Origin of the sequence: Fodinisporobacter ferrooxydans (assembly GCF_022818495.1) — a bacterium.
In the GTDB taxonomy this organism is placed as follows: domain Bacteria; phylum Bacillota; class Bacilli; order Tumebacillales; family MYW30-H2; genus Fodinisporobacter; species Fodinisporobacter ferrooxydans.
In genome coordinates this window covers 2,412,631-2,432,890 of the sequence record NZ_CP089291.1, presented here as the reverse complement: position 1 = coordinate 2,432,890, position 20,260 = coordinate 2,412,631, and the positions used below count along the sequence as shown (strand labels likewise).

Annotated in this window: 22 protein-coding genes; 3 read left to right on the top strand and 19 right to left on the bottom strand. The window is 44.4% G+C overall.

Features of this window, described 5'->3' with window-relative positions; all coding sequences use genetic code 11:
* Positions 1 to 38 precede the first annotated feature (38 nt).
* The 3 genes from secF to LSG31_RS11575 all read right to left on the bottom strand — a co-directional run bounded on the left by secF (position 39) and on the right by LSG31_RS11575 (position 2,708).
* Positions 39 to 926: a protein translocase subunit SecF gene (gene secF / locus LSG31_RS11585; RefSeq protein ID WP_347435267.1), complete on the bottom strand. Its 888-nt coding sequence runs from the start codon at positions 924 to 926 to the stop codon at positions 39 to 41.
* Positions 923 to 2,155, bottom strand: coding sequence for a protein translocase subunit SecD (gene secD / locus LSG31_RS11580; RefSeq protein ID WP_347435266.1), 1,233 nt, complete (start codon positions 2,153 to 2,155; stop codon positions 923 to 925). The genes secF and secD overlap by 4 nt, the downstream gene beginning before the upstream one ends.
* Before the next feature lie 124 nt (positions 2,156 to 2,279).
* Positions 2,280 to 2,708, bottom strand: a complete 429-nt coding sequence (locus tag LSG31_RS11575; RefSeq protein ID WP_347435265.1) for a post-transcriptional regulator — start codon at positions 2,706 to 2,708, stop codon at positions 2,280 to 2,282.
* A gap of 181 nt (positions 2,709 to 2,889) precedes the next feature.
* On the opposite strand from LSG31_RS11575, the gene spoVB reads away from it, so the two are divergent.
* Positions 2,890 to 4,473 carry a stage V sporulation protein B gene (spoVB, locus tag LSG31_RS11570; RefSeq protein ID WP_347435264.1) on the top strand — a complete coding sequence of 528 codons (1,584 nt, stop codon included), beginning with the start codon at positions 2,890 to 2,892 and terminating at the stop codon, positions 4,471 to 4,473.
* A 167-nt stretch (positions 4,474 to 4,640) separates the two neighbouring features.
* Here the strand turns inward: spoVB and LSG31_RS11565 are convergent, their stop codons facing one another.
* Positions 4,641 to 5,321: a DUF421 domain-containing protein gene (locus LSG31_RS11565; protein ID WP_347439406.1), complete on the bottom strand. Its 681-nt coding sequence runs from the start codon at positions 5,319 to 5,321 to the stop codon at positions 4,641 to 4,643.
* A 129-nt stretch (positions 5,322 to 5,450) separates the two neighbouring features.
* On the opposite strand from LSG31_RS11565, the gene LSG31_RS11560 reads away from it, so the two are divergent.
* Complete coding sequence (locus tag LSG31_RS11560; protein ID WP_347439405.1) at positions 5,451 to 5,849, top strand: TIGR04086 family membrane protein; 399 nt, start codon at positions 5,451 to 5,453, stop codon at positions 5,847 to 5,849.
* A gap of 137 nt (positions 5,850 to 5,986) precedes the next feature.
* Here LSG31_RS11560 and yajC read toward each other — a convergent pair whose 3' ends face one another.
* The 7 genes from yajC to ruvA all read right to left on the bottom strand — a co-directional run bounded on the left by yajC (position 5,987) and on the right by ruvA (position 12,393).
* Positions 5,987 to 6,262 (bottom strand): preprotein translocase subunit YajC, encoded by a 276-nt coding sequence (gene yajC, locus LSG31_RS11555; protein ID WP_347439404.1) that lies wholly within the window; start codon positions 6,260 to 6,262, stop codon positions 5,987 to 5,989.
* 27 nt (positions 6,263 to 6,289) lie between these two features.
* Positions 6,290 to 7,405 carry a tRNA guanosine(34) transglycosylase Tgt gene (gene tgt / locus LSG31_RS11550; protein ID WP_347439403.1) on the bottom strand — a complete coding sequence of 372 codons (1,116 nt, stop codon included), beginning with the start codon at positions 7,403 to 7,405 and terminating at the stop codon, positions 6,290 to 6,292.
* Between the two features lie 63 nt (positions 7,406 to 7,468).
* Positions 7,469 to 8,506, bottom strand: coding sequence for a tRNA preQ1(34) S-adenosylmethionine ribosyltransferase-isomerase QueA (gene queA, locus LSG31_RS11545; protein WP_347439402.1), 1,038 nt, complete (start codon positions 8,504 to 8,506; stop codon positions 7,469 to 7,471).
* A gap of 168 nt (positions 8,507 to 8,674) precedes the next feature.
* On the bottom strand, positions 8,675 to 9,922 hold the full coding sequence (locus LSG31_RS11540; protein WP_347439401.1) for an anti-sigma factor domain-containing protein: 1,248 nt from the start codon (positions 9,920 to 9,922) through the stop codon (positions 8,675 to 8,677).
* Between the two features lie 15 nt (positions 9,923 to 9,937).
* Positions 9,938 to 10,687 (bottom strand): RNA polymerase sigma factor SigI, encoded by a 750-nt coding sequence (gene sigI / locus LSG31_RS11535; RefSeq protein WP_347439400.1) that lies wholly within the window; start codon positions 10,685 to 10,687, stop codon positions 9,938 to 9,940.
* A 70-nt stretch (positions 10,688 to 10,757) separates the two neighbouring features.
* Positions 10,758 to 11,756 (bottom strand): Holliday junction branch migration DNA helicase RuvB, encoded by a 999-nt coding sequence (gene ruvB / locus LSG31_RS11530; protein ID WP_347439399.1) that lies wholly within the window; start codon positions 11,754 to 11,756, stop codon positions 10,758 to 10,760.
* 31 nt (positions 11,757 to 11,787) lie between these two features.
* Positions 11,788 to 12,393: a Holliday junction branch migration protein RuvA gene (ruvA, locus tag LSG31_RS11525; protein WP_347439398.1), complete on the bottom strand. Its 606-nt coding sequence runs from the start codon at positions 12,391 to 12,393 to the stop codon at positions 11,788 to 11,790.
* A gap of 152 nt (positions 12,394 to 12,545) precedes the next feature.
* Here ruvA and LSG31_RS11520 point away from each other — a divergent pair, with 152 nt between their 5' ends.
* Positions 12,546 to 13,220: an N-acetylmuramoyl-L-alanine amidase gene (locus LSG31_RS11520; protein WP_347439397.1), complete on the top strand. Its 675-nt coding sequence runs from the start codon at positions 12,546 to 12,548 to the stop codon at positions 13,218 to 13,220.
* Positions 13,221 to 13,290: 70 nt separating this feature from the next.
* Here the strand turns inward: LSG31_RS11520 and LSG31_RS11515 are convergent, their stop codons facing one another.
* From LSG31_RS11515 to LSG31_RS11480, 8 genes are all read right to left on the bottom strand, one after another.
* Complete coding sequence (locus LSG31_RS11515; RefSeq protein WP_347439396.1) at positions 13,291 to 13,818, bottom strand: BofC C-terminal domain-containing protein; 528 nt, start codon at positions 13,816 to 13,818, stop codon at positions 13,291 to 13,293.
* Between the two features lie 62 nt (positions 13,819 to 13,880).
* Complete coding sequence (locus tag LSG31_RS11510) at positions 13,881 to 14,897, bottom strand: phosphotransferase (RefSeq protein WP_347439395.1); 1,017 nt, start codon at positions 14,895 to 14,897, stop codon at positions 13,881 to 13,883.
* A 1-nt stretch (position 14,898) separates the two neighbouring features.
* Entirely contained in the window at positions 14,899 to 15,645 is a 747-nt protein-coding gene (locus tag LSG31_RS11505; protein WP_347439394.1) for a LysM peptidoglycan-binding domain-containing protein, read from the bottom strand.
* Between the two features lie 84 nt (positions 15,646 to 15,729).
* On the bottom strand, positions 15,730 to 16,734 hold the full coding sequence (locus LSG31_RS11500; RefSeq protein ID WP_347439393.1) for a LacI family DNA-binding transcriptional regulator: 1,005 nt from the start codon (positions 16,732 to 16,734) through the stop codon (positions 15,730 to 15,732).
* Positions 16,735 to 16,790: 56 nt separating this feature from the next.
* Positions 16,791 to 17,465 (bottom strand): cyclase family protein, encoded by a 675-nt coding sequence (locus LSG31_RS11495; RefSeq protein WP_347439392.1) that lies wholly within the window; start codon positions 17,463 to 17,465, stop codon positions 16,791 to 16,793.
* On the bottom strand, positions 17,466 to 18,227 hold the full coding sequence (locus LSG31_RS11490; protein WP_347439391.1) for a cyclase family protein: 762 nt from the start codon (positions 18,225 to 18,227) through the stop codon (positions 17,466 to 17,468).
* Positions 18,228 to 18,244: 17 nt separating this feature from the next.
* Complete coding sequence (locus tag LSG31_RS11485; protein ID WP_347439390.1) at positions 18,245 to 19,213, bottom strand: ABC transporter permease; 969 nt, start codon at positions 19,211 to 19,213, stop codon at positions 18,245 to 18,247.
* A gap of 25 nt (positions 19,214 to 19,238) precedes the next feature.
* Positions 19,239 to 20,252 (bottom strand): ABC transporter permease, encoded by a 1,014-nt coding sequence (locus tag LSG31_RS11480; protein ID WP_347439389.1) that lies wholly within the window; start codon positions 20,250 to 20,252, stop codon positions 19,239 to 19,241.
* Positions 20,253 to 20,260 lie beyond the last annotated feature (8 nt).

Here is a 20,260-nt window from a genome sequence, read left to right as displayed (position 1 = left end):
GAGGTAAAAGAGAAGAGCCCGTACATGAACCATCTGTTCTAGGATTGCTTTTTCAAACTTCTGCTGCGCCATACTACCCAGATCGGGCTGGCAATAAAAATGGAAGAATACGCACCGCTTATCAAACCGACCAAAAGTGCAAATGTAAAGTTATGAATGCTGGTGCCGCCAAAGAAAAACAACATCGCATCCGCAAAGATAACCGTTAAAACCGTATTGATGGAACGCGTCATCGTTTGCCACAGACTATGGTTCACCAGCGTTTCCAATTCGGATAATGTTTTCACTTTTTGGTTTTTCAGATTTTCTCGAATACGGTCAAAAATGACGATCGTATCATTGATTGAATAACCGACAATTGTCAAAACTGCTGCAATAAAAGGTATATCCACTTCCAGGCGCAATAATGCAAAAACGGATATGACGATAAATGCGTCATGCAACAATGCGATAATCCCGGAAACGCCAAATCGGTACTCAAATCGAATCGCTACATAGATGACAATACCGACAGATGCGAACAATACTGCATAAAAGGCATTTTTGGAGAGTTCTTTCGCCACAATCGGCGATACCGTATCTACTTGTGTGCCTTTTTCATGAGGGAACTGCTTTTTCAGCGCATCGTCGATCTTGTTTTCCTGATCCGTCGAAATCGTTTCACGCAAGCGAATCACTGCCGTATGCTGATCGGTGCCAGCCGTCGTGATATCGTTGGCACTTACTTTATATCCCAAACCCTTGAAAATATTTAATACTTGTGATTCCTGAAACGTTTGATTCAAGTCTACCTGAACCCGCGTACCCGCGACGAAATCTGTGCCCAAATTCAAACCGAACAACAACATGACGATAATCCCTGCGACTGTGATCAAACCGGAGAGCAGGAAAAACCATTTGCGATTGCGGACAATTTCAAACTTCATTTTGTCTGCACTCCTTTCCCGCTAAATATCCACTTGATATTTTTAATGAGATTTGATCGCATGAACAACATCAGCATCAATCGGCTTAGGAAAACGGCAGTAATCAAGCTTACGACAATCCCTGCTATCAATGCTTCCGCAAATGATTTAATCGCACCCGTTCCATAGTAATACATCACGATACCTGCAATTAAAGTCGTTACGTTGGAGTCCAGAATCGTCCGCAACGCGCGCCTCGATCCGGAGATGGATGCAGACAAAATCGATTTTCCATTTCGGAGTTCGTCTTTAATCCGTTCATACGTAATGATATTCGCATCCACAGCCATCCCGACACCTAACACGAGTGCTGCAAGACCTGGCAATGTCAATGTGAGATGCATGCCGGCGAAGGTTGCCAGAATCAGAAACATATAGGCAACAAGCGCACAATCGGCAATCAACCCTGGAATTCGATACATGACGATCATAAATAAAAAGATTAACGCAATGCCGATTAGACCTGCGACCAATGTAGAATGCAGCGCCGATTCTCCGAGGCTTGGTCCAACCGTTGTCGATGATAATTGTTTTAAAGGAAATGGCAATGCACCGGCATTGAGAAGCTGTGCCAGCTTGATGGCTTCTTGCGGTGAAGACATACCGGTAATTGTCGCTTTCCCGTTCGCAATCACCGTTTGCACAGTTGGTTTGCTGAGCAATTTGTCATTCAGCCAGATGCCAATCGGTTGTTGCAAATATTTCTGTGTAATATCGGCAAATTTTTTCGGATCTTTAAATTCGACTGCCACAACAGGGGCATTTGTCTGAGGATCTGTTTCATATTTTGCATTGTTCACCAAATCCTTGCCTGTAAGTAAAACAGTCTTGTCATCGGGCGCACGAAATTCAAGCTTCGCCTCTGCCACCAAGGCAGATTTTACAGCTTTTTGATCAAACACACCCGCCAACTGTACGCGCACACGATCCGTACCTTCCGCTTGAATCACTGGATCCGTATAATTCATGGCCGCAAGACGCTCATCGAGGGCGGCAATCGTCGCTTTCTGTGCATCACTGTTAACAGTCTGGCCTTTCGTTGGTTGAATTTGATATAAAATATCGAAACCGCCGCGCAAATCAAGTCCAAGCGGAATCTTTGACCAGATTTTCTTGGTCGTTGCACCTGTTACTCCAAAGATGATTGCAACGATCAAAAGAAACGCAATAAACCGACTCCATCTGACCACAATGGTTCCTCCTTGCAGAATTCAATCCTTTCTAGTATACGGCTTGTCCAATTCAGGTGTCAATTTTTGAATTTGGATGTCGAAAAGTTGACAAAACCGCAACATCTTTTCACCATTCCCAATGCTATCCTCGATACGCCTCCATCATTAACCAGTTCATAAATTTATCCGGTTTCAGCGAGAGAATATCATTGACAACCACATGCAGCAGCGGGTATCCATTTTTATATTTGCTCGAAACACATCGCCAAATATCTTTTCCTACGACTTGTTCATAACCAAGCATGCGATACTCTTCTGCCTTGCTATCGCATAGAAGTTCAATCTGTCTGTTTAACTCATCAATACTCATTGCTTCCTGTTGCTGTTTTTCTTCTTTATTATTAAAATCACCAAATTCAGCTTGTTGCTTCCCGCTATCTTCATCCATCTGAAAATTCTCTGTTATTTGCCCTTGCATCACCTGTTCCACGGTAGAAGCAACAAGCTGTCGGCGTAATCCAACTGCTTGATCCTGCAAACGATCGTTTTTTTCTGAATGCTGATCCGACATCAAAAAGTCCCCCTCACCACGCTCTAACGTATCCCCATTCCACATTCACCGGCATTTTCCTGCTATATCATCCCATGTTTCTAAAACTTGTCTGTTTCATTGGACTACTCTGTGGTGGCCAAGCATAAATTGAAATGAATGGAACTGTGATGACTGATACAGGAGGTGAACTTACACTTACATGAGTAAGCAATCATTCCTTAAAGGTGCCTTTATATTAGTCTCCGCATCACTCATCACCCGTGTCATGGGGTTTGTCTACAAAATTGCCCTTACACGTTTGATCGGTGCAGAAGGTATTGGCTTGTTTCAAATGATTTTTCCCCTAATCAGCCTTGTGCTGACAGTAGTCACGGCAGGTCTTCCAGTAGCGATTTCAAAAGTTGTGGCGGAAGCCATGGTTGCAGGTGATCGCAGACGAATTCGGCGTGTGATCATGAGCTCTTTTGCAATCATCGGAATCTTTTCCATTCTTGGAAGTGTCCTGCTCGTATTTTTAAGTCCTTGGATTACCAAAACATATTTGACGGACAGCCGGGCATATTACAGCTTGATCGCAATCATTCCGGTAATTCCCATAATCGGGCTGTCGAGTATTTTATCCGGGTACTTTAAGGGATTGCAAAATATGAGTCCGCCGGCAGTTGCCAGTATCCTCGAAACAGCCGTTCGAATCGCATCAGTCTGGGTATTGGCCCATTATTTCAGGAAATTCGGTTTGGCTTATGCAGCTGCGGCCGCAGCGATTGGAATGGTATTGGGAGAACTGATGAGTCTCTTGTATATGTGGCTGTACTATTTGACTCGGCAGCGAATCCAATCGTTGCCGATGGGCCCGGCAAATCAACTCGAACCTTTGCGGAAAACCATAAAAAGCATTTTGGAAGTGGCAATACCTGTCACATGTAACCGGATCATCGGCACCGTCGCGTATGCGATTGAGCCGATGCTGATCTCTCGTTCCTTGCAGACAGCCGGATTTACAACCGTTATGGCAACCACATTGTATGGGCAATATTCCGGTATGGCGATTCCATTGCTTGTCTTTCCAACCGTATTTACCTATTCCCTGGCTGTAACTTTGGTGCCCTCCATTTCAGAAGCGATTGCAGAAGGAAAAATCCGCCTGGTACGCCGCCGTTTGTATCAAACGTTTCGAATCACGGCTTTAATCGGTTTTCCGACATCTGTCGTCTTGACCGTATATGCAACACAGTTATGCACCATGGTGTTTCATGCCCCGGAAGTCGGACCGATCTTGACGATTATGGCCCCGGTTGGGTTTCTCTTATATCTGCAATCACCCCTGTACGGCATTCTGCAAGGATTGAACCGGGCCGGATTAGCCATGGTAAACGGCCTTGTCGGATCTGCCGCAAAACTTCTGATCATTTATTTTTTGGCAAGTCAGCCAAAATACGGAATTTTGGGTGTAGCATGGGCGCTTGTAGCAGATGTGGCGATCACGACAGGGCTGAATTTTTTCTCTGTCAACAAGATGATCGGATTTGAGATTGATCCGTTTGATACTGCAAAAATTATCCTGGCAACCATTCTGATGGCAACCGTTATGAAGCAGATTACCGGCGATTCAAGTATCGATGTACCAAACCATACGGTCATTTTCAGCATTTTTATCGGTTTTTCCAGCTATTTTTTCCTATTGCTTATGTTTGGCGTGATCACTCGCAATATGTTGCGAAAAATCCCTCGGATCGGGCACTTTTTGGTTGGCATTTCAAGATTTGTTCCATTTTCTAAATAAAGTTGAAAGTCGAACCCTTGTCGATAGCGCTTCGTTGCAGAGGGGCACGAGTGCCCACGGAGTTGCCGGAAACAGCGTCGATCGTCTTGCTCCAATTGATATGCAATGCTGCAAGACGGTCGCAAACCCGCACTTTGCGCGCGTGCTCCCGCCATCCCCAAGCAAGTTTAAGAATCCTTGGGGTCGATAAAGAGCGTCCCTTGATTGTCGATGCTGCAATAAAAAATTTTTTTGACATCTGCATACCCTTGTTTTTGGATCTCCTGATTCAGCCACAAAGCAGTTTGTTCAATCTTTTGCAAATTCTCATGAATGACTTTTCCATCAATAATTAACGGGATCGGCAAGCTGGTTTTGGCTACCGTCAGATTCATATCTTCAACAGTCACAGAGCGTTTTCCGGATTTCGGAAACACACTGAGTTTTCCTGATGTTTCCAAAATAGCAAACTCGACATCCGCAACCGCCATTACATTTTTTTCTCGGAGCTGTGTCATAAGGTCATCCATGCTGTAACGGGTTCGTTTCATTTCTCTGTCGTTGATTTTTCCATTTGCGATTAAAACAGTTGGGCGTCCTTCGATTAAATCGCGGATTCTTTGGCTTTTTAATGAGACAAACGACATGATTATTTGCAAGATCACCAAAAAACCAATAATAAATAATCCTTTTCCAAGGGCCAGTTCCTTATCTTCCAACGAAAAGGCGGATACTTCTGCAATCATAATGGATATGACGAGATCAAAGATCGATAATTTTCCAATTTCCCGTTTTCCCATGAATCGCAAACCAAGTAAAACAAAAACATAGACAAGTAAGATCTTCCAAAACAAATGCAAAAAAACCATTGGCTAAAACCCCCTCCGATCTTGCATCTGCTAGTATGACCGTTTCGGCAATTTCTTATGAAAGGCTGTTCATATTTGTCCACATTCTGGAATAGGATATAGCAAAATTCAGCACCGGGAGTGATTCAATTGGAAGGTAAAAACATTGGCTCAGGCAGTTCAAATTTTCGCAATCCGCCTTTAGTGGCAGGGATCATCACAGCTTGCATCACAACTCTCATACTATTGGTGCTTGCATCCATCATTTTGACATGGACAGCTGTTTCCGATGGCAAACTGCCCTTTATTACGTACACCATCAATGTGATTGCCGTCATTGCGGGAGCCGTCTCTGCAGCCAGAAAGAGCTCGGAAAAAGGTTGGTATTACGGCGGACTATCCGGACTTGTCTATATGATCCTGGTCGCCATCATCGGATTTGTGCTGTATCGGGGGGAATATCTGAATGTTCACAATCTGTTGCAGATGGCAATTATGACAGGCATCGGGGGATTTGGCGGAATGATCGGGATTCAAACAAAACGTTAATGCAGAGGGATTCACATTATGGAAAAAGGCCGGATTCGGGAGTATTGAAATCATACGCCCGAATCCAGCCTGCTTACCCATTATGTACAATTTTACTTTGTGAAAGGCTATGGTTTTCCTTTCATTTCGAACATCGATTATTTTTCACTTGCTTGAACTTTAACAGATGAAATCGAAGAGCGTTCAAAAACGATTCGGGATGTTTCAGAAACGCGCAAAGTAACTTTCTCATCGTCAATATCGGTAATGGTCCCGTTAATACCGCCGATGGTGACAACCTGATCCCCTTTTTTCAACGTGGAAAGCATCGCCGTGCGTTTCTTTTGATTCCGTTGTTGCGGGCGAATTAAAATAAAATAAAATACTACAAATAAAAGAATCAGTGGCAAAAATTGAACAACCGTTGATGACATTGAGCAAACCCCTTTCCTATTGGTAAATCAATTATACCCGTAACTTGTATAAAAATCTTTCTTAAATTGCAAAAACCGGTCTTCTTCAATTGCTTGGCGGATCTTTTTCATCAATTCAATCAAGAAGTATAAATTGTGAATGGTTGTCAAACGCAATCCAAAAATTTCATCCGCTTTTAACAAGTGGCGAATATACGCACGGGAGTAGTTGGAACACGTGTAACAACTGCAGTTGGGATCGAGTTTGGAAAAATCTTTTGCATACTGTGCATTGCGGATGACGAGCTTGCCGATACTTGTCATGCAAGTGCCATTGCGCGCAATCCGCGTCGGCAATACACAGTCGAACATATCGATTCCACGCTCTACCCCTTCAAACAAATCGTCGGGTGAACCGACACCCATCAAATAGCGTGGCTTGTCTTTGGGAAGAAGCGGCGTCGTATACTCCAACACTTCATACATGATCGGTTTCGGTTCGCCGACACTTAATCCTCCGATCGCATATCCCGGAAGGTCAATGGATGTAATTTGCTCTGCGCTTTCTCTCCGCAAATCCCTCTCCATTCCTCCTTGTACAATTCCGAACAACGCTTGGTCATAGGGCCTTCGGTGCGCTTCTTTGCAGCGTTTCAACCAGCGGAATGTCCGCTCTGCCGAATCTTTTAAATACTCCCTCGCAGCAGGAAAAGGAGGGCATTCGTCAAATGCCATGATGATATCGGCGCCTAATGCATTTTCGATCTCTATGGCTTTTTCCGGACTTAAAAACAACTTCTCGCCACTTAAATGGGAACGAAATTCTACCCCTTCTTCACTGATTTTTCGCAAACTGCTTAAGCTGAATACTTGAAAACCGCCGCTATCCGTCAAAATGGCCCGATCCCAGTTCATAAACCCATGCAATCCGCCGGCCTCCCGAATCAATTCATGGCCAGGCCGAAGAAACAAATGATATGTATTGCTGAGAATAATCTGTGCACCGATCTCTTTTAATTCTTCCGGACTCATGGTTTTCACAGTCGCTTGCGTTCCTACCGGCATGAACACAGGCGTTTCAATCACACCATGTGGTGTATGCAAACGCCCGCGCCGCGCACGGCTGTAGGAACAAGTGTTTAATAATTCGTACGTTACAGCCATTGATGTTGTGATCCTTTCTTCTGTCTATCGATTGCTGTTGCAAACATATTGAAATGACCCGATTTAAATAATAAACATGGCATCGCCAAAGCTAAAGAAGCGATAGTTTTGCTCCACCGCCACACGATACGCCCGCAGCATGATTTCCCTGGATGTAAATGCGCTCACAAGCATTAACAATGTAGACTTCGGCAAATGAAAATTGGTGATCAAACCATCAATGACACGGAATTGGTATCCAGGATATATAAAAATGTCTGTCCATCCGCTTGCCGCTTTTAATTCGCCTGATTGGGCGGCTGTTTCCAACGTCCGTGTCGCTGTCGTGCCAACAGCAATTACACGTTTGCCCGCTTTCTTGGCAGATTGGATCACATCTACCGTTTCCTGTGAAATATGATAATATTCCGAATGCATATGATGTTCCGTTATTTTGGCTGCTTGTACGGGCCGAAATGTACCGAGTCCCACATGAAGTGTAACATAGACAATTCGCACACCTTTTTGTTGAAGCTGTTCCAACAATTCCTCTGTAAAATGCAATCCGGCAGTTGGCGCTGCTGCTGACCCCGGATGCCTTGCAAATACTGTCTGGTACCGTTCCGGGTCGTCCAGCCGTTCCCGAATATACGGCGGCAGCGGCATTGTGCCCAATTGCTCAAGAATTTCATAAAAAATCCCTTCGTAGAAAAAACGCACCTTGCGCCCGCCGTCCGCCGTTATATCCAGGATTTCCGCACGCAGCCGCCCATCCCCGAATTGAATACGGGCACCCGGTTTCAGACGCTTGCCTGGACGAACCAACACTTCCCATATATCAGGTTCCCGTTCATGCAGAAGCAAAAGCTCCACATGCGCCCCCGTTTCTTCTTTTGTACCATGCAAGCGGGCCGGAATGACCCGGGTATTATTTAAAACAAGCACATCTCCAGTATTGAGATATCCTGTAATATCTGAAAAAATACGATGCTCGATCCCGCCGGTTCTTCTGTCGACCTTCATTAATCGGGAATCGCTGCGATTGACCAATGGATGCTGTGCGATCAGATGTTCCGGCAAATCAAAATCAAAATCATTAACGGATAATTCAGTTTCAATCATATGTGAAATGACTCCTCTAGCAAATTGCTTCCCGCATGCATAGTTTTTGTCTTTTTGTGAAACACGCGTTCTCATATCAGTTTCGGAATTTCCCGAATGAAGTATACCGCATGTTCGGCAATTTTGTAAATTATTCTCATACAAGTGTTCACTCTTGTGTGTTCACCCTTACTGATCGTTATGCTCTTTGTGCTGCAATCGCTGATGTTCATTTCTCCGCATCTGTTGCAGTTCTTTTTCCTTCGCTTTTTCCTTTTCCACTTTCTCGATCGGATTGGATGGAAGGTGCTCCTGATGCAAACCATTGTTTTCCTTTGATGTGACTCGATTTTGTCTTTCATGCGTGGAAAAATCAGAATGCATCGTTGATGAATTCTGATCCCCTTTGTCTATAGACTGGCGTTTCTGCTGCAGCGCTTTTTCTAACGCTTTTTCTTTTTGTTGTTGTTGGCCGGAACTTTGATCGGAACCATGCGTAATCGAATGCTCCGTATTTAATTTATGGTTCTCCTGATTGTTCTTTCCGTTTTGTCTGTATTCTTGTTTTGGCAGTGCTTGTTTTGGCTTCTCTATCGATTTTTTATCCCACTTTTCCAAGAGTGAATCGATCGTTTTTGTATCCATCTTGTCAAACGAACCGGATAGCTCTTTATGCTGCTCCAAAATTTTAGAAATCGGTTCTTTTCGCACTTCATCCAAAGTTACGGGAAGTCCTTGCGACTGCGCTTGTAAAAATAAAGCAAACTTTCCGGGAGACAAATGGTATTTGCGGGCAGCTGATCGCACCTGCTTTGACACGATTATGCCTTGCACTTTGACGTGAATCTTTTTATTCGAAAGTATCTGTTGAAGATTGGAAACGAGCTTCGATTGCAATGTTTGGATCGACTGAAAAGACTGATTATTTGCTTGATCTGTTGCAGGAGCTGCGGTTATCAATATTTCTCCATCCGGCTTTAAATAACCTTCCTGCTGCGCTTTCGCGGATAACGATTCAACAGCAGTCTGGATCGGCAGGTGTACTGTGGAAAGATTCGATAATATTGCACTGCCATCCTCATTTAATCCGTCCTGTTGCATGACTTTTCCCCGTGTATCCACGACAAATTCTACACTCGGATTGATATCGACTGTCACAAATGCATACGCTTGCGGTGCCCGAAACACAGAATATCCTTGCCATACACCGATTGCAATAAGCACAGAAGCAACAATTCCCATAATCGGCATCCACCGCTTTTTTGCAAACGATTTCTGCAAAAGAGAATGTGTCAATAGCTGTGGTTCGCTGTCAAATTCGATTTCCTGACCAATCTGCACATTTGGGGGAAGGGGAATTTCGAGAAATTGACTGTCGTTTGTAAGTACATAACAGGAGTCTTCATGCAGTTTCATGATTACGCCTTTACATCTCATACCACTCTTCCCCCCTTACCGTATATATCCTTGGAGCAATTCAAAATCACCGGAGAGAATTAGTGCAATGGCAATAATGTATTTCCGTTGCCTTTCAATCGTCTTCCTGCTTACTTTGACGTGCTCCAGCAGCTGTTTTAAAGGCAGTGATTTTTTTTCATGCAAATGTTTCATTAACAAAGGGTCTGCTGAAATGACCCGCGCAACCTCGATCGCGCTTTGCCTTGCATCGCTGTGTTTGGGCGATAATTCCACCAATTCCTCAAAATGTATGTCAAAAGATGCCAATACTTCCGTATATCGCAAGATTTCTTCAGCCCGATCCATTTGTTCCTTCTGTCGGGTATGTTCATCAATTGACTTTTGTACTTCGACTACATTGATCACGTTTTTCTCGTCATCTTCAATTTCAAACTCGGTTAACGGTATATCCCGATTCCGGCTGGATTTTGAACGAAAATAGTCAATGAGTCGGCGTTTGATCACCGTTTCGGCAAAACTTAAAAAATTGGCTCCCTTGCTTTGGTCATAGCGATTGATCGCCTCATTAAACGCGGACAATGCAATACTAAATTCATCGTCCTCCCCTTGGCGAATAAATCTCTTGGATGATTGTGATGCTACTTTTGCCACGAATGGGATGTATTTACGAATGAACGCGTCGCGAGCCTGTTCATCACCCGCTTGTATATCTGCGAGCAATTGTTCCAGAGACAGTTCATCGTTTTTCGTTTGTTGTTTGCGCCGGAACGGAAACAAACTCATCCATTCCACCCCGCTTATCATAAAGATTCGTACTCTCTTTACTATTTATGGGGACTCCTATTTTAGAATCTTACCGGCCGCTAAAAGGAATGCCGAAATGAGAATATGCGGCTTCCGCGACAACCCGTCCACGAGATGTTCGCTGCAAAAAGCCGATTTGCAGCAAATACGGTTCATATACATCCTCAATCGTTTCCGCTTCTTCTCCGATCGCAGCAGCAATTGTATCAATCCCTACTGGGCCGCCAGCAAACATTTCAATGATTCCCCGCAATAATTTATGGTCAACCTCATCAAGTCCCTTTTCATCGATGCCGATACATTCCAGCGATTGGCAAGCTACTCTGCCATCAATGCAAGGCTCAAAATTCACCTGTGCAAAATCCCGAACCCTTTTCAGGAGTCGCGTTGCCACTCGCGGAGTTCCGCGACTGCGTGCAGCAATTTCATAGGACCCTTCCGCATTCAGTTCTACATGTAAAATGGACGCAGCACGTTGAATGATGTTTTGCAAATCAGGAATTTCATAGTAATTCAAATGGCTGACAACACCGAAACGATCTCGTAACGGGGCAGATAAGGAACCGGCCCGCGTCGTTGCGCCAACAAGTGTAAACGGCGGCAAATCGATGCGGACAGAACGTGCGGTCGGACCTTTGCCTGCAACTATATCCAAAGCATAATCTTCCATGGCAGAATACAAAATCTCTTCGACGGATCGATGAAGCCGATGAATCTCATCGATAAACAAAACATCACCCGGCTCCAAAGTAGTCAGAATCGCTGCCAAATCTCCGGTCCGTTCAATGGCGGGTCCCGAAGTAATTCGCAAACGAACACCTAATTCATTGGCGATAATCATTGCCAACGTGGTTTTCCCGAGACCGGGAGGACCATATAACAACACATGATCCAAAGCTTCTTGCCGCATTTTTGCAGCCTGTATGTATACCCGTAAGTTTTCTTTTACATCAGCTTGTCCGATATAATCATCCAATCGTTGAGGCCGCAAGCTTTCCAATGGAGCATCTTCCTGCTGAAATTGACCTCCGATGATCCTCTCTTGCACTACCATCTCTCCCAAACTTGCAAATTGCTTATTAAGTTGCCATTTTCCGCAAGGCAGCTTTTACCCATGCTTGCACGTTCGTTTCTGTAGTTGCTTCTTGTTGCAATTGTTTTAATGTTTCACGGACTTCTTTTTCGCTATAGCCCAACGCGGATAAAGCATCGGCCACATCCGGAAGAAATTCCGGATGCAACTTTGAATCGGATGGTTCCCATCGGTTCGCCTTCCCTAAAGCAGGCCATTCTACCTTGTCTTTCAATTCAATGATAAAACGCTGCGCCGTTTTTTTACCGACTCCTGGAAGTCCCACCAGAAATGAAAGATCCTCTTCCAAAACAGCCTGAATAAAATCTTCCGGCGATGTGTGATTCAATATATTCATGGATGCTTTCGGCCCGATGCCCGATACATTTTGCAGCAACAAAAACAACTCTTTCTCCATTCGTTCCAAGAACCCGTATAAAAAGATTCCATCTTCGCGAACTGCTTGATAGGTATATAAAAAAATAGAATTCCCTTGATGAAATTGTTGAAGAACCGTATTCATGACAAACACTTGATAACCGACACCAGAGACTTCAACTACCATGCAGTCCGATTCCGCACTTTGAATCACGCCGCGCAAGCTTGCAATCATTTCCTAGACTCCTTTAAAGAGTATGTCGTTACCTTAGATTCGCCATTTATGCCAAAAACCCTTGTTTTTGTGTGATACATATTCATTCCAAGACCGAATCATACTATATGTAGACGAAAAACAACTGCCTAGGACAAAGGGGGCAACCGCTTTTGCTTTCCAGAAAAACCATTGTCTTTGCATGTTTGTTTATGACCTTGCCGCTGATTTGGGAACCTGCGATTTCCTATGGCAAAACATTGCCATCGGTGATCGTCATCGATCCTGGACATGGCGGGATTGATAGCGGTACAACTGCGGGCAGCATTCTTGAAAAAGATATTGTCCTTTCGATCGGCAAAGATATCGCCAAGCAGCTCGAAAAGGATCATGTCATTGTATATATGACGCGTGATCAAGATAAAGATGCAAGCAAGCTCTATCCGACCCCCTTAAAAAGTCGGCATCGCAGTGATCTTTTGAATCGTGTACGTTTTTTTCATGAACATGCGGCATCCATGGTAATCAGCTTGCACGTAAATCACTCGGGCTCATCTTCCACATCGGGTGCGCTTGTTTTTTATCAGCGCGAGCAACCATTCTCCACTCTGTATGCACCTTTTTTGCAAGATACACTCAATACATTTTATACTGCGAAACAACGTCCATTAACAGGACCCTATTATATTTTGCGTGCAGCGCATGTCCCTGTTTTTTTATTAGAGATTGGTTTTCTTTCCAACCCTTCTGACCGAGAAAAATTAACAAACCCTGTTTGGCAGCATTCCTTTGCTACTTCCATGACGAAAGCAATCGAGTTGGGTCTTGCATTCCAGTGGAATCGATAAAGAAAAAGTCCTGTCAGCCGATTGATTTGGCAGCAGGACTTTGCTTAAGCATAATGAGAAGGGTTCAGGTCTACGATGTCATGTCTGAATACCGAATAAATGTAGAGAGTACGGAACGATATTCATCAATGGTTTGAATCGGTATTCCCTGTTTTAATTGTTCATACGTTGCTTTTGGCACACTGGCGCGAACCGCCGGAAGCGACAAGTGATCGAAGCGGCGAAGGATGCGGCGATGTGCCGGTTTTCCGTCAAATAAACAAAGATTGTTGCTTGCATCCAATCCAAAAAACAAGTGGCCTTTGGCTGCTGGTGCTATATCTTGAATCGAACGATAAAATACCGGTACGGAAGATGTGAATGTCAATGCTTTTTCCATTCGCCAAGTTGTATCTGCAACTGTAAACGCATGACAGGCAAAATCGTCTATGGATTTCTGCTCAATGGTAGGCGGGCCAAACTCGTACCGAGTGATAAACAATGCTTCTTCCGGTTGTTCACTGGCAAAGGCAACCGAATGGGAAACCAAGGAAAGAAATAGCCAACAACTCAGAAATAACACGAAAAACGGAAACCGCGACGATACGAATCTCACCATATCTATTCACCCCTTTTTCCATATATAACATTTGTAGAAGCAGGGTGAACTATACATATATTTCAAACGGAAAATAGTTCATTTCGATTTTTTTCAATCCATTGCAACTTTGCGTATTCAATTTCTTGCACCCATCGTATTCGCATCTTGATTTTCTCCGGATCTTTGATCCGTCCCGCTTTCCATGATTTATGCAGATCCTGAATTTCGCGAATCAATAATGACGGAAATGTCATCAAATCGTATAGTAGCTTGCGATCCTGTGAGCTCATTCCGGCACACGCATCATATGTGTCAAGAATCGTCAATATATCTCGTGCATGCCATCCATGTAAATACATCGTATGATTCATCACCTGATATACATCGTGCATCGAAACATCGAATCCTGCCAGGTCAAAATCAATTAACGTAATTTTCTGCGTACTTCGATACATTAAATTGTGTGGAGCCAAATCTCTATGACAAAAGGATTTCGATAGCAATGCAGCCCGATGATCAATCAATTTTTCTTTCATTGATTGGATCGAATCTTTTGCTCTTTCCTGCATGGCTTCCCAAAGAGCCGAATCCAATACTTGTGACCATAGTTGACTATGATTATGCAATGTTCGTTGGCATCTTTGCAGGCGAATCGCATATTTCTCATATAAAGACGGAATTTCCAGTTCCCTGGCATACTCATTTGCCAACACAACCGGTTTTGAATGAAAGCGGCCAATCGCCTGCAAGGCGGCTTTTAATTCATTCTGCTTTGTAAAATCCACATGCCTTCCTTTGATCCATGGCTGCAGGATATACACATTTTCTTGTGATCGGGTATAAAAACGGCCGTGATTTGTCCGCAAGATCGGACACACCGGACCACCCTGACGATAGATTTGTTCCAACGCGCGCGCCAATGCATGAAGTCGTTTCACGGCAACAGAACTGCCGAGATTTTTTACAATATAATTGCGTCCGTCTGCACGAATCCCATTTACACTGCGCATTTCAACGATTGCTTCAATTTTCAAACCATATGCGTTTTCGATATCTGGCAACCAGTACAGTTTTTTGGCAGCATAAGGAGAAAACATGCTAATTCCCCTCTCCGCCGGCTTGGAATCCTGAACTGGAACTTTCCATGACCATCGATGAACTTTCAAAATATGAAGAACTTCCCCAAAAGGAGGAACTTTCAGGACTGCCGGAGCTTTCAAACGCTTCGTCGTCGTTTTGCTCTGGAATGTCTTGCCTGCTTTTGCAATAGTCACAATTGCATCGATAGATCGAATATGGATATGCCCAGTTTGGATAATAGGGGTAGAATGATTGTGGTTTCATCTGCATTTTTGCGTATCCGGGAGGATGTAAGTGTGTTTGCTGAAGATGCGCGTGCTGCTGGGATTGCGATTGTTGTTTTTTCTGCTGATGTTCTTGTAAAATAACGCCGATGGATGGAATGTTGATCAATTGTCCGGCAGGCAGCCATGTCATATCCAGCAAATGTGGGTTCGCTGCTTTGATATGTCCAATTGTCAGATAAAAATGCTCTGCGATCGTAGCCCATGTATCGCCCGGCTGTGTAACATAGGTACCCAAATTCCCCCACGAATCAGCTTTTGAAAAAACGGGGGGAGTTAATGCGGTCCCTTTTGTTTTATCAGGTTCATTCTTCTCTTCGAGACCAAATTCCTGACTTGGAATTTGAACTTTCTCTCCAATGATCAATCCTTGATTTTTTTCGGCGCGCCCATTGAGTGCAAGCAAATCCGGTAAAGAAACGTTGTACGTTTTGGCGATTTTCCACCATGTATCCCCGATCGTGACGACGTGTGTTTGCACATCATTCGCCTCCTTCCGCACATGTCTGTAGCAGTATATGCGCAAGGCCGGGATTTGACATTATAAGAGTCCGAATTCTCCATGTCAAAGTTTGGCAGTCGAATCTCGAATCACCAGCTGTACCGGCAACACCAATTTCCGCGGTGATTGCTCCGTACCCGTTTGTATGTCATCAATCAACATCTTTGCCGATTCTCTGCCCAATTCATGAATGGGCTGGGCAACTGTCGTTAATTTCGGATGCAAAAGCGTACACAAGCTAATATTGTCGAAACCGATCACCGAAAGTTGTTCGGGTATGCGCACACCAAGTTCATCAGCCGCCTGGTAAACGCCGATCGCAATGGCGTCGACCATGGCAAAAACGGCCGTTGGAGGCATATCCGATTGCAAAACCTGTTTGGTCAATTCATACCCCGGATTTCCGAAGGGGTTGGCCGTAAAAACAAGAGCGCCGTCAAAAGGTATATTGTAGTACAATAATGCGTCTTCATACCCCAAAAGGCGTTCCTGCTGCCATGCTTCCTGATTTGTATAGCCAAATACGGCAATGCGCGCATGCCCATTTTGAATCAAATGTTCCGTCGCCAAAAAACCGCCTTTACGGTTGTCTGTCTGGACAGAATTCACACTTGCATTATCGTTTTCATTTGAGACGATTTTCACATGATGATCCCGCAAAACCTTAAACGTCTGTTCATCGAAATTTCCAAAAGTAATGACTCCCTCGACCCGGCGTTCAATCATCTGCTGTATATAGTGTGCTCTCTTCGCTGCATCCCAGTCCTCATTCGCAATAAACAACGAGTAGCCTTCGCTTAACAGAATTTCCTCGACGCCTTTTACAAATTCTACGAAGAATTGATTGGTAATATCCGGTATGACGATCCCTACCGTTTTGGAACCAAGGCGCAATCCGCGTGCCATAGCATTCGGCGAAAAACCTGTCTGCTGAATGACTTTAAGAATGCGATTCCGGGTAGATTTACTGACGGGAGCTGTATTGTTCAGTACTCTGGATACTGTGCTAATCGATACTCCCGCAATTTGAGCAATGTCCTGAATGGTTAAATGCTGTTTTTTTTCCATTTCAACCTCATGCATTCAAGAATACTGGTAAAAATAATCGAATGAAGCCGGGTGGATTAATCCACCTCGGCAACAATGGTACATGGTCCGCTATCGATTCCTTCGATCAATAGCGGGAGGGCAATGACTTTTTTTACAGAGCCTTCCTTCGCATATCTTAGGTCCATATCCTCAATAATCAACAGCGTATGAGAATGAAACTTTCCCAAAAGCCATTGATGCGCCAAAACGCCTTCCGAATGATGGATATAGGAAGCAAGGGATATCCAGTCCATTCCAATTCCCCGCAGATTTGGATAGTTTTCTGCCAGATATCGGCAGGCAGCAGCACTCACTCCCGGGCCTTCGTTTGCATAGCGGAAAGGATCTTCATCCCGCTTTTTCCACATCCCGCTGCGCAGCAGTACAAGGTCGGCATTTGCGATACGATTGGCATATGGTTCCAAATCTTCTACCGTTACGAGTTCTCCAAAATCTTTCGGAAGGTCGATCAGTTCTACTTGTTGAAAAATAAAAGAATCGATTGGCAACTCACTTAATGTTACACCATTTTCATTAAAATGTCTTGGACCGTCCATATGAGTCCCTTGATGATTGAAGATAGATAGCGTATACGTATTGGCATCGTCGCCGTCAGAAATAGACGAAAATGGAATATAATTCATTGTTGGATTTCCAGGCCATCCCGGATCATCGAGTTTGAATCGATAGGAAAGCTGTAACCACGGCATTTATACACACTCCTCAATCATCTGTTTTTGTTGCTCTGTTTTCGGAACGATACAAATCGCCCTGACAGGGGATGCAGAACCTTTCTTAATCGGTAACGGCAGCGCAATAAAATATCCGCCCCGCGGTGGAATTTGCCACAACTGATGCAAATTTTCACAGATAAGGACTTTGTTCCCTAGAAGAACATAATGTGCAGGATTTTCCTCATGTCCATACGTATCGATGGCTAATGTGTCGCATCCCACCAATTTTGCGCCACGTTCCACCAGCAACTCTGCCGCTTCCCGGCTCAGTCCAGGCCAATCGGTGGTGTACTTCCGATCATTCGGTCGCTTATTCCAGAATTTCGCCCAGTCATAGTCGAACAGCACAATTTCACCAGATTGAATTTTGCCATAGGTTTTCTCCCATTCCATAATTGCAGAAGCAGGAACCAATCCCTTTGGGGCAATATGGCGCATTTCAATCCGAACACAAGTCCCGAGGGTTTGTTCCAATGGCACTTCATCAATCCATAGATTCGACTCGCCCGCCTGAATAAAATGGGCAGGCGCATCCATGTGTGTTCCCGTATGCTCATTCATCATGATTTGATAATCGATGGCAACATCTCCATGCCAATACGAATCCCACAATGTGTGAAAAAAGCGGGAATGTGTCGGCCATTGCGGCATATGTTCTTCCAGTTTGTGAGACAAATCAATAATTTTGTAATCCTGGCATAGGGTTTGCCAAAATTCTTGGAACTGGTTTGCCAGCATGATATCTCCTCCCAACTCTAGTTTCTCTTGCTATCCCTGCCGTATAAAAACAGGACAACAAGAATGACCAAGCCATAAAGAATTTGTCGACCTGCATCTTGCATATGAACGATTGTCAAGATACTCTGCAAAATATAGATGATGACCGCCCCGGCAAACGTTCCTAAATATCCCCCCATGCCGCCAAGTATGGAAGTCCCTCCGATGACGACAGCGGCAACCGACGGAAGCAGCAGCATATCCCCCATTCCCAGATAACTAAGACCGGAAAACCCCGTCATCATCATGCCGGCGAGGACTGCAAACAAACTGCTTAGCGCGTAGACGGAAATAGTGATTCTTTTATTGTTGACACCAGACAAATACGATGTGTACGGATTGTTCCCCAGTGCGTAAATACGCCGGCCAAAGGTAGTTTTCATTAGCAGTACAACAACGGCTAGTGTCAATAGAATCCATACAAGGATGGCTGTCCGAATGCCCAAAATGGAACCTGTGCCCAAAAAACGCAGCCAATGGGGTGCCGATCCTTTTGGCGTGCCGTTTGTATAAATTAAAGAAAGTCCTTTGACCACACTATTCATTCCTAGCGTCATAATCAGTGGCGATATATTGAAATACGCTACGCCAATCCCATTTAACACTCCGATCACCAAGCCTGTCAGGCAGACGATGACAGCCGCAGCGATGCCTCCGTGTTCGGTTGTCATTTGCGTCATCATGACAGCGCCAAAATTCAATACATAACTAATCGACAAATCGATACCGCCGGTCAAAATCACCAATGTCTGCCCCATGGCCACAATCCCGAGAAAGGAAGCCAAAACCAATGTATCCATGAGATGCTGCAATGTAAAGTAATTTCGTTCCATAAGACCAGAGACAATATATAATGCAATCGCAGTCAAATATACTTTGAGCACTACACTTGCCCGAATCTTTTTCCAAGGCGAAAGCAGTCTGCTTTCTGTCACTACAGGCAACATGTTGATTCCTCCTTACGAATTGGCTCTAACTGGTACGGGCAAGGCTTCGCTTGCGCCGTCTTGCTTGCAATGTTCCGACAGCGATCGCAAGAATTAGGATCAGACCGCGAACCAGTTCTTGATAAAAGGAGGAAACGTTCCAGAAGATCAATAACCCGACAATTAATGATAAAATACTTGCGCCTGCCACGGATCCGAGATATCCGCCTTTTCCCCCAAACAAACTCGTGCCGCCTAAAACCACTGCAGCAATGGAATTTAACGTAAACATATCAGAACCAAGAGGATCTCCGGATGCAGTCTGCGCTGTCAACAAAATACCTGCACATGCCGAGAAAAATCCGGATAACGTATAGGCCAAGAGTTTTGTCTTTCCCACCAAAATCCCCGATACGTAGGCTGAATTTTCGTTTCCTCCAACCGCATAGAGGGATTGTCCCAGACGTGACCGCCGAATGGGAATCCAGGCGACAGCGATAAACATGCATAATACAATGGCCGAAACTGGTATATACTCGATAAGCCTGCCCGTCAAATATTCCGTAAAGTTGTCTGGAACTTTTCCTCCGGGAGTCGGCCGGACATAAAGAGCGATCCCCGTATAAACCGATGAAGTTGCCAATGTGACGATAATCGGCTGCAAACGGCCAAAGACGATAATAGCCGCATTGATATATCCTGCCAATGTGCCGACAACTACGACGAGAACACACGTCAACAAAATTCCGACCCATTCGTTCCCTACGCCATGGATGATGGGAACCATGACAGTAGCTGCAATCGAATTGGTCAATCCGATGATCGCCCCCACAGATAAATCAATACCTGCCGTCAAGATGACAAGCGTTTGCCCAAATGTCGCAATACACAATGAAATCACTTGATTGAACAACGATTGTGGGCCGTATTTTGTAAAAAAATCATTCTGGAATACGGCAAAAAGTACAAGAACAATCAACAAAATGACATATGCCAGAATGCTTTCCTGATTTTTTCGAATATTGATTTGAACGGAATTGTTTCTTACAAATGAAAACATCGGTTGCA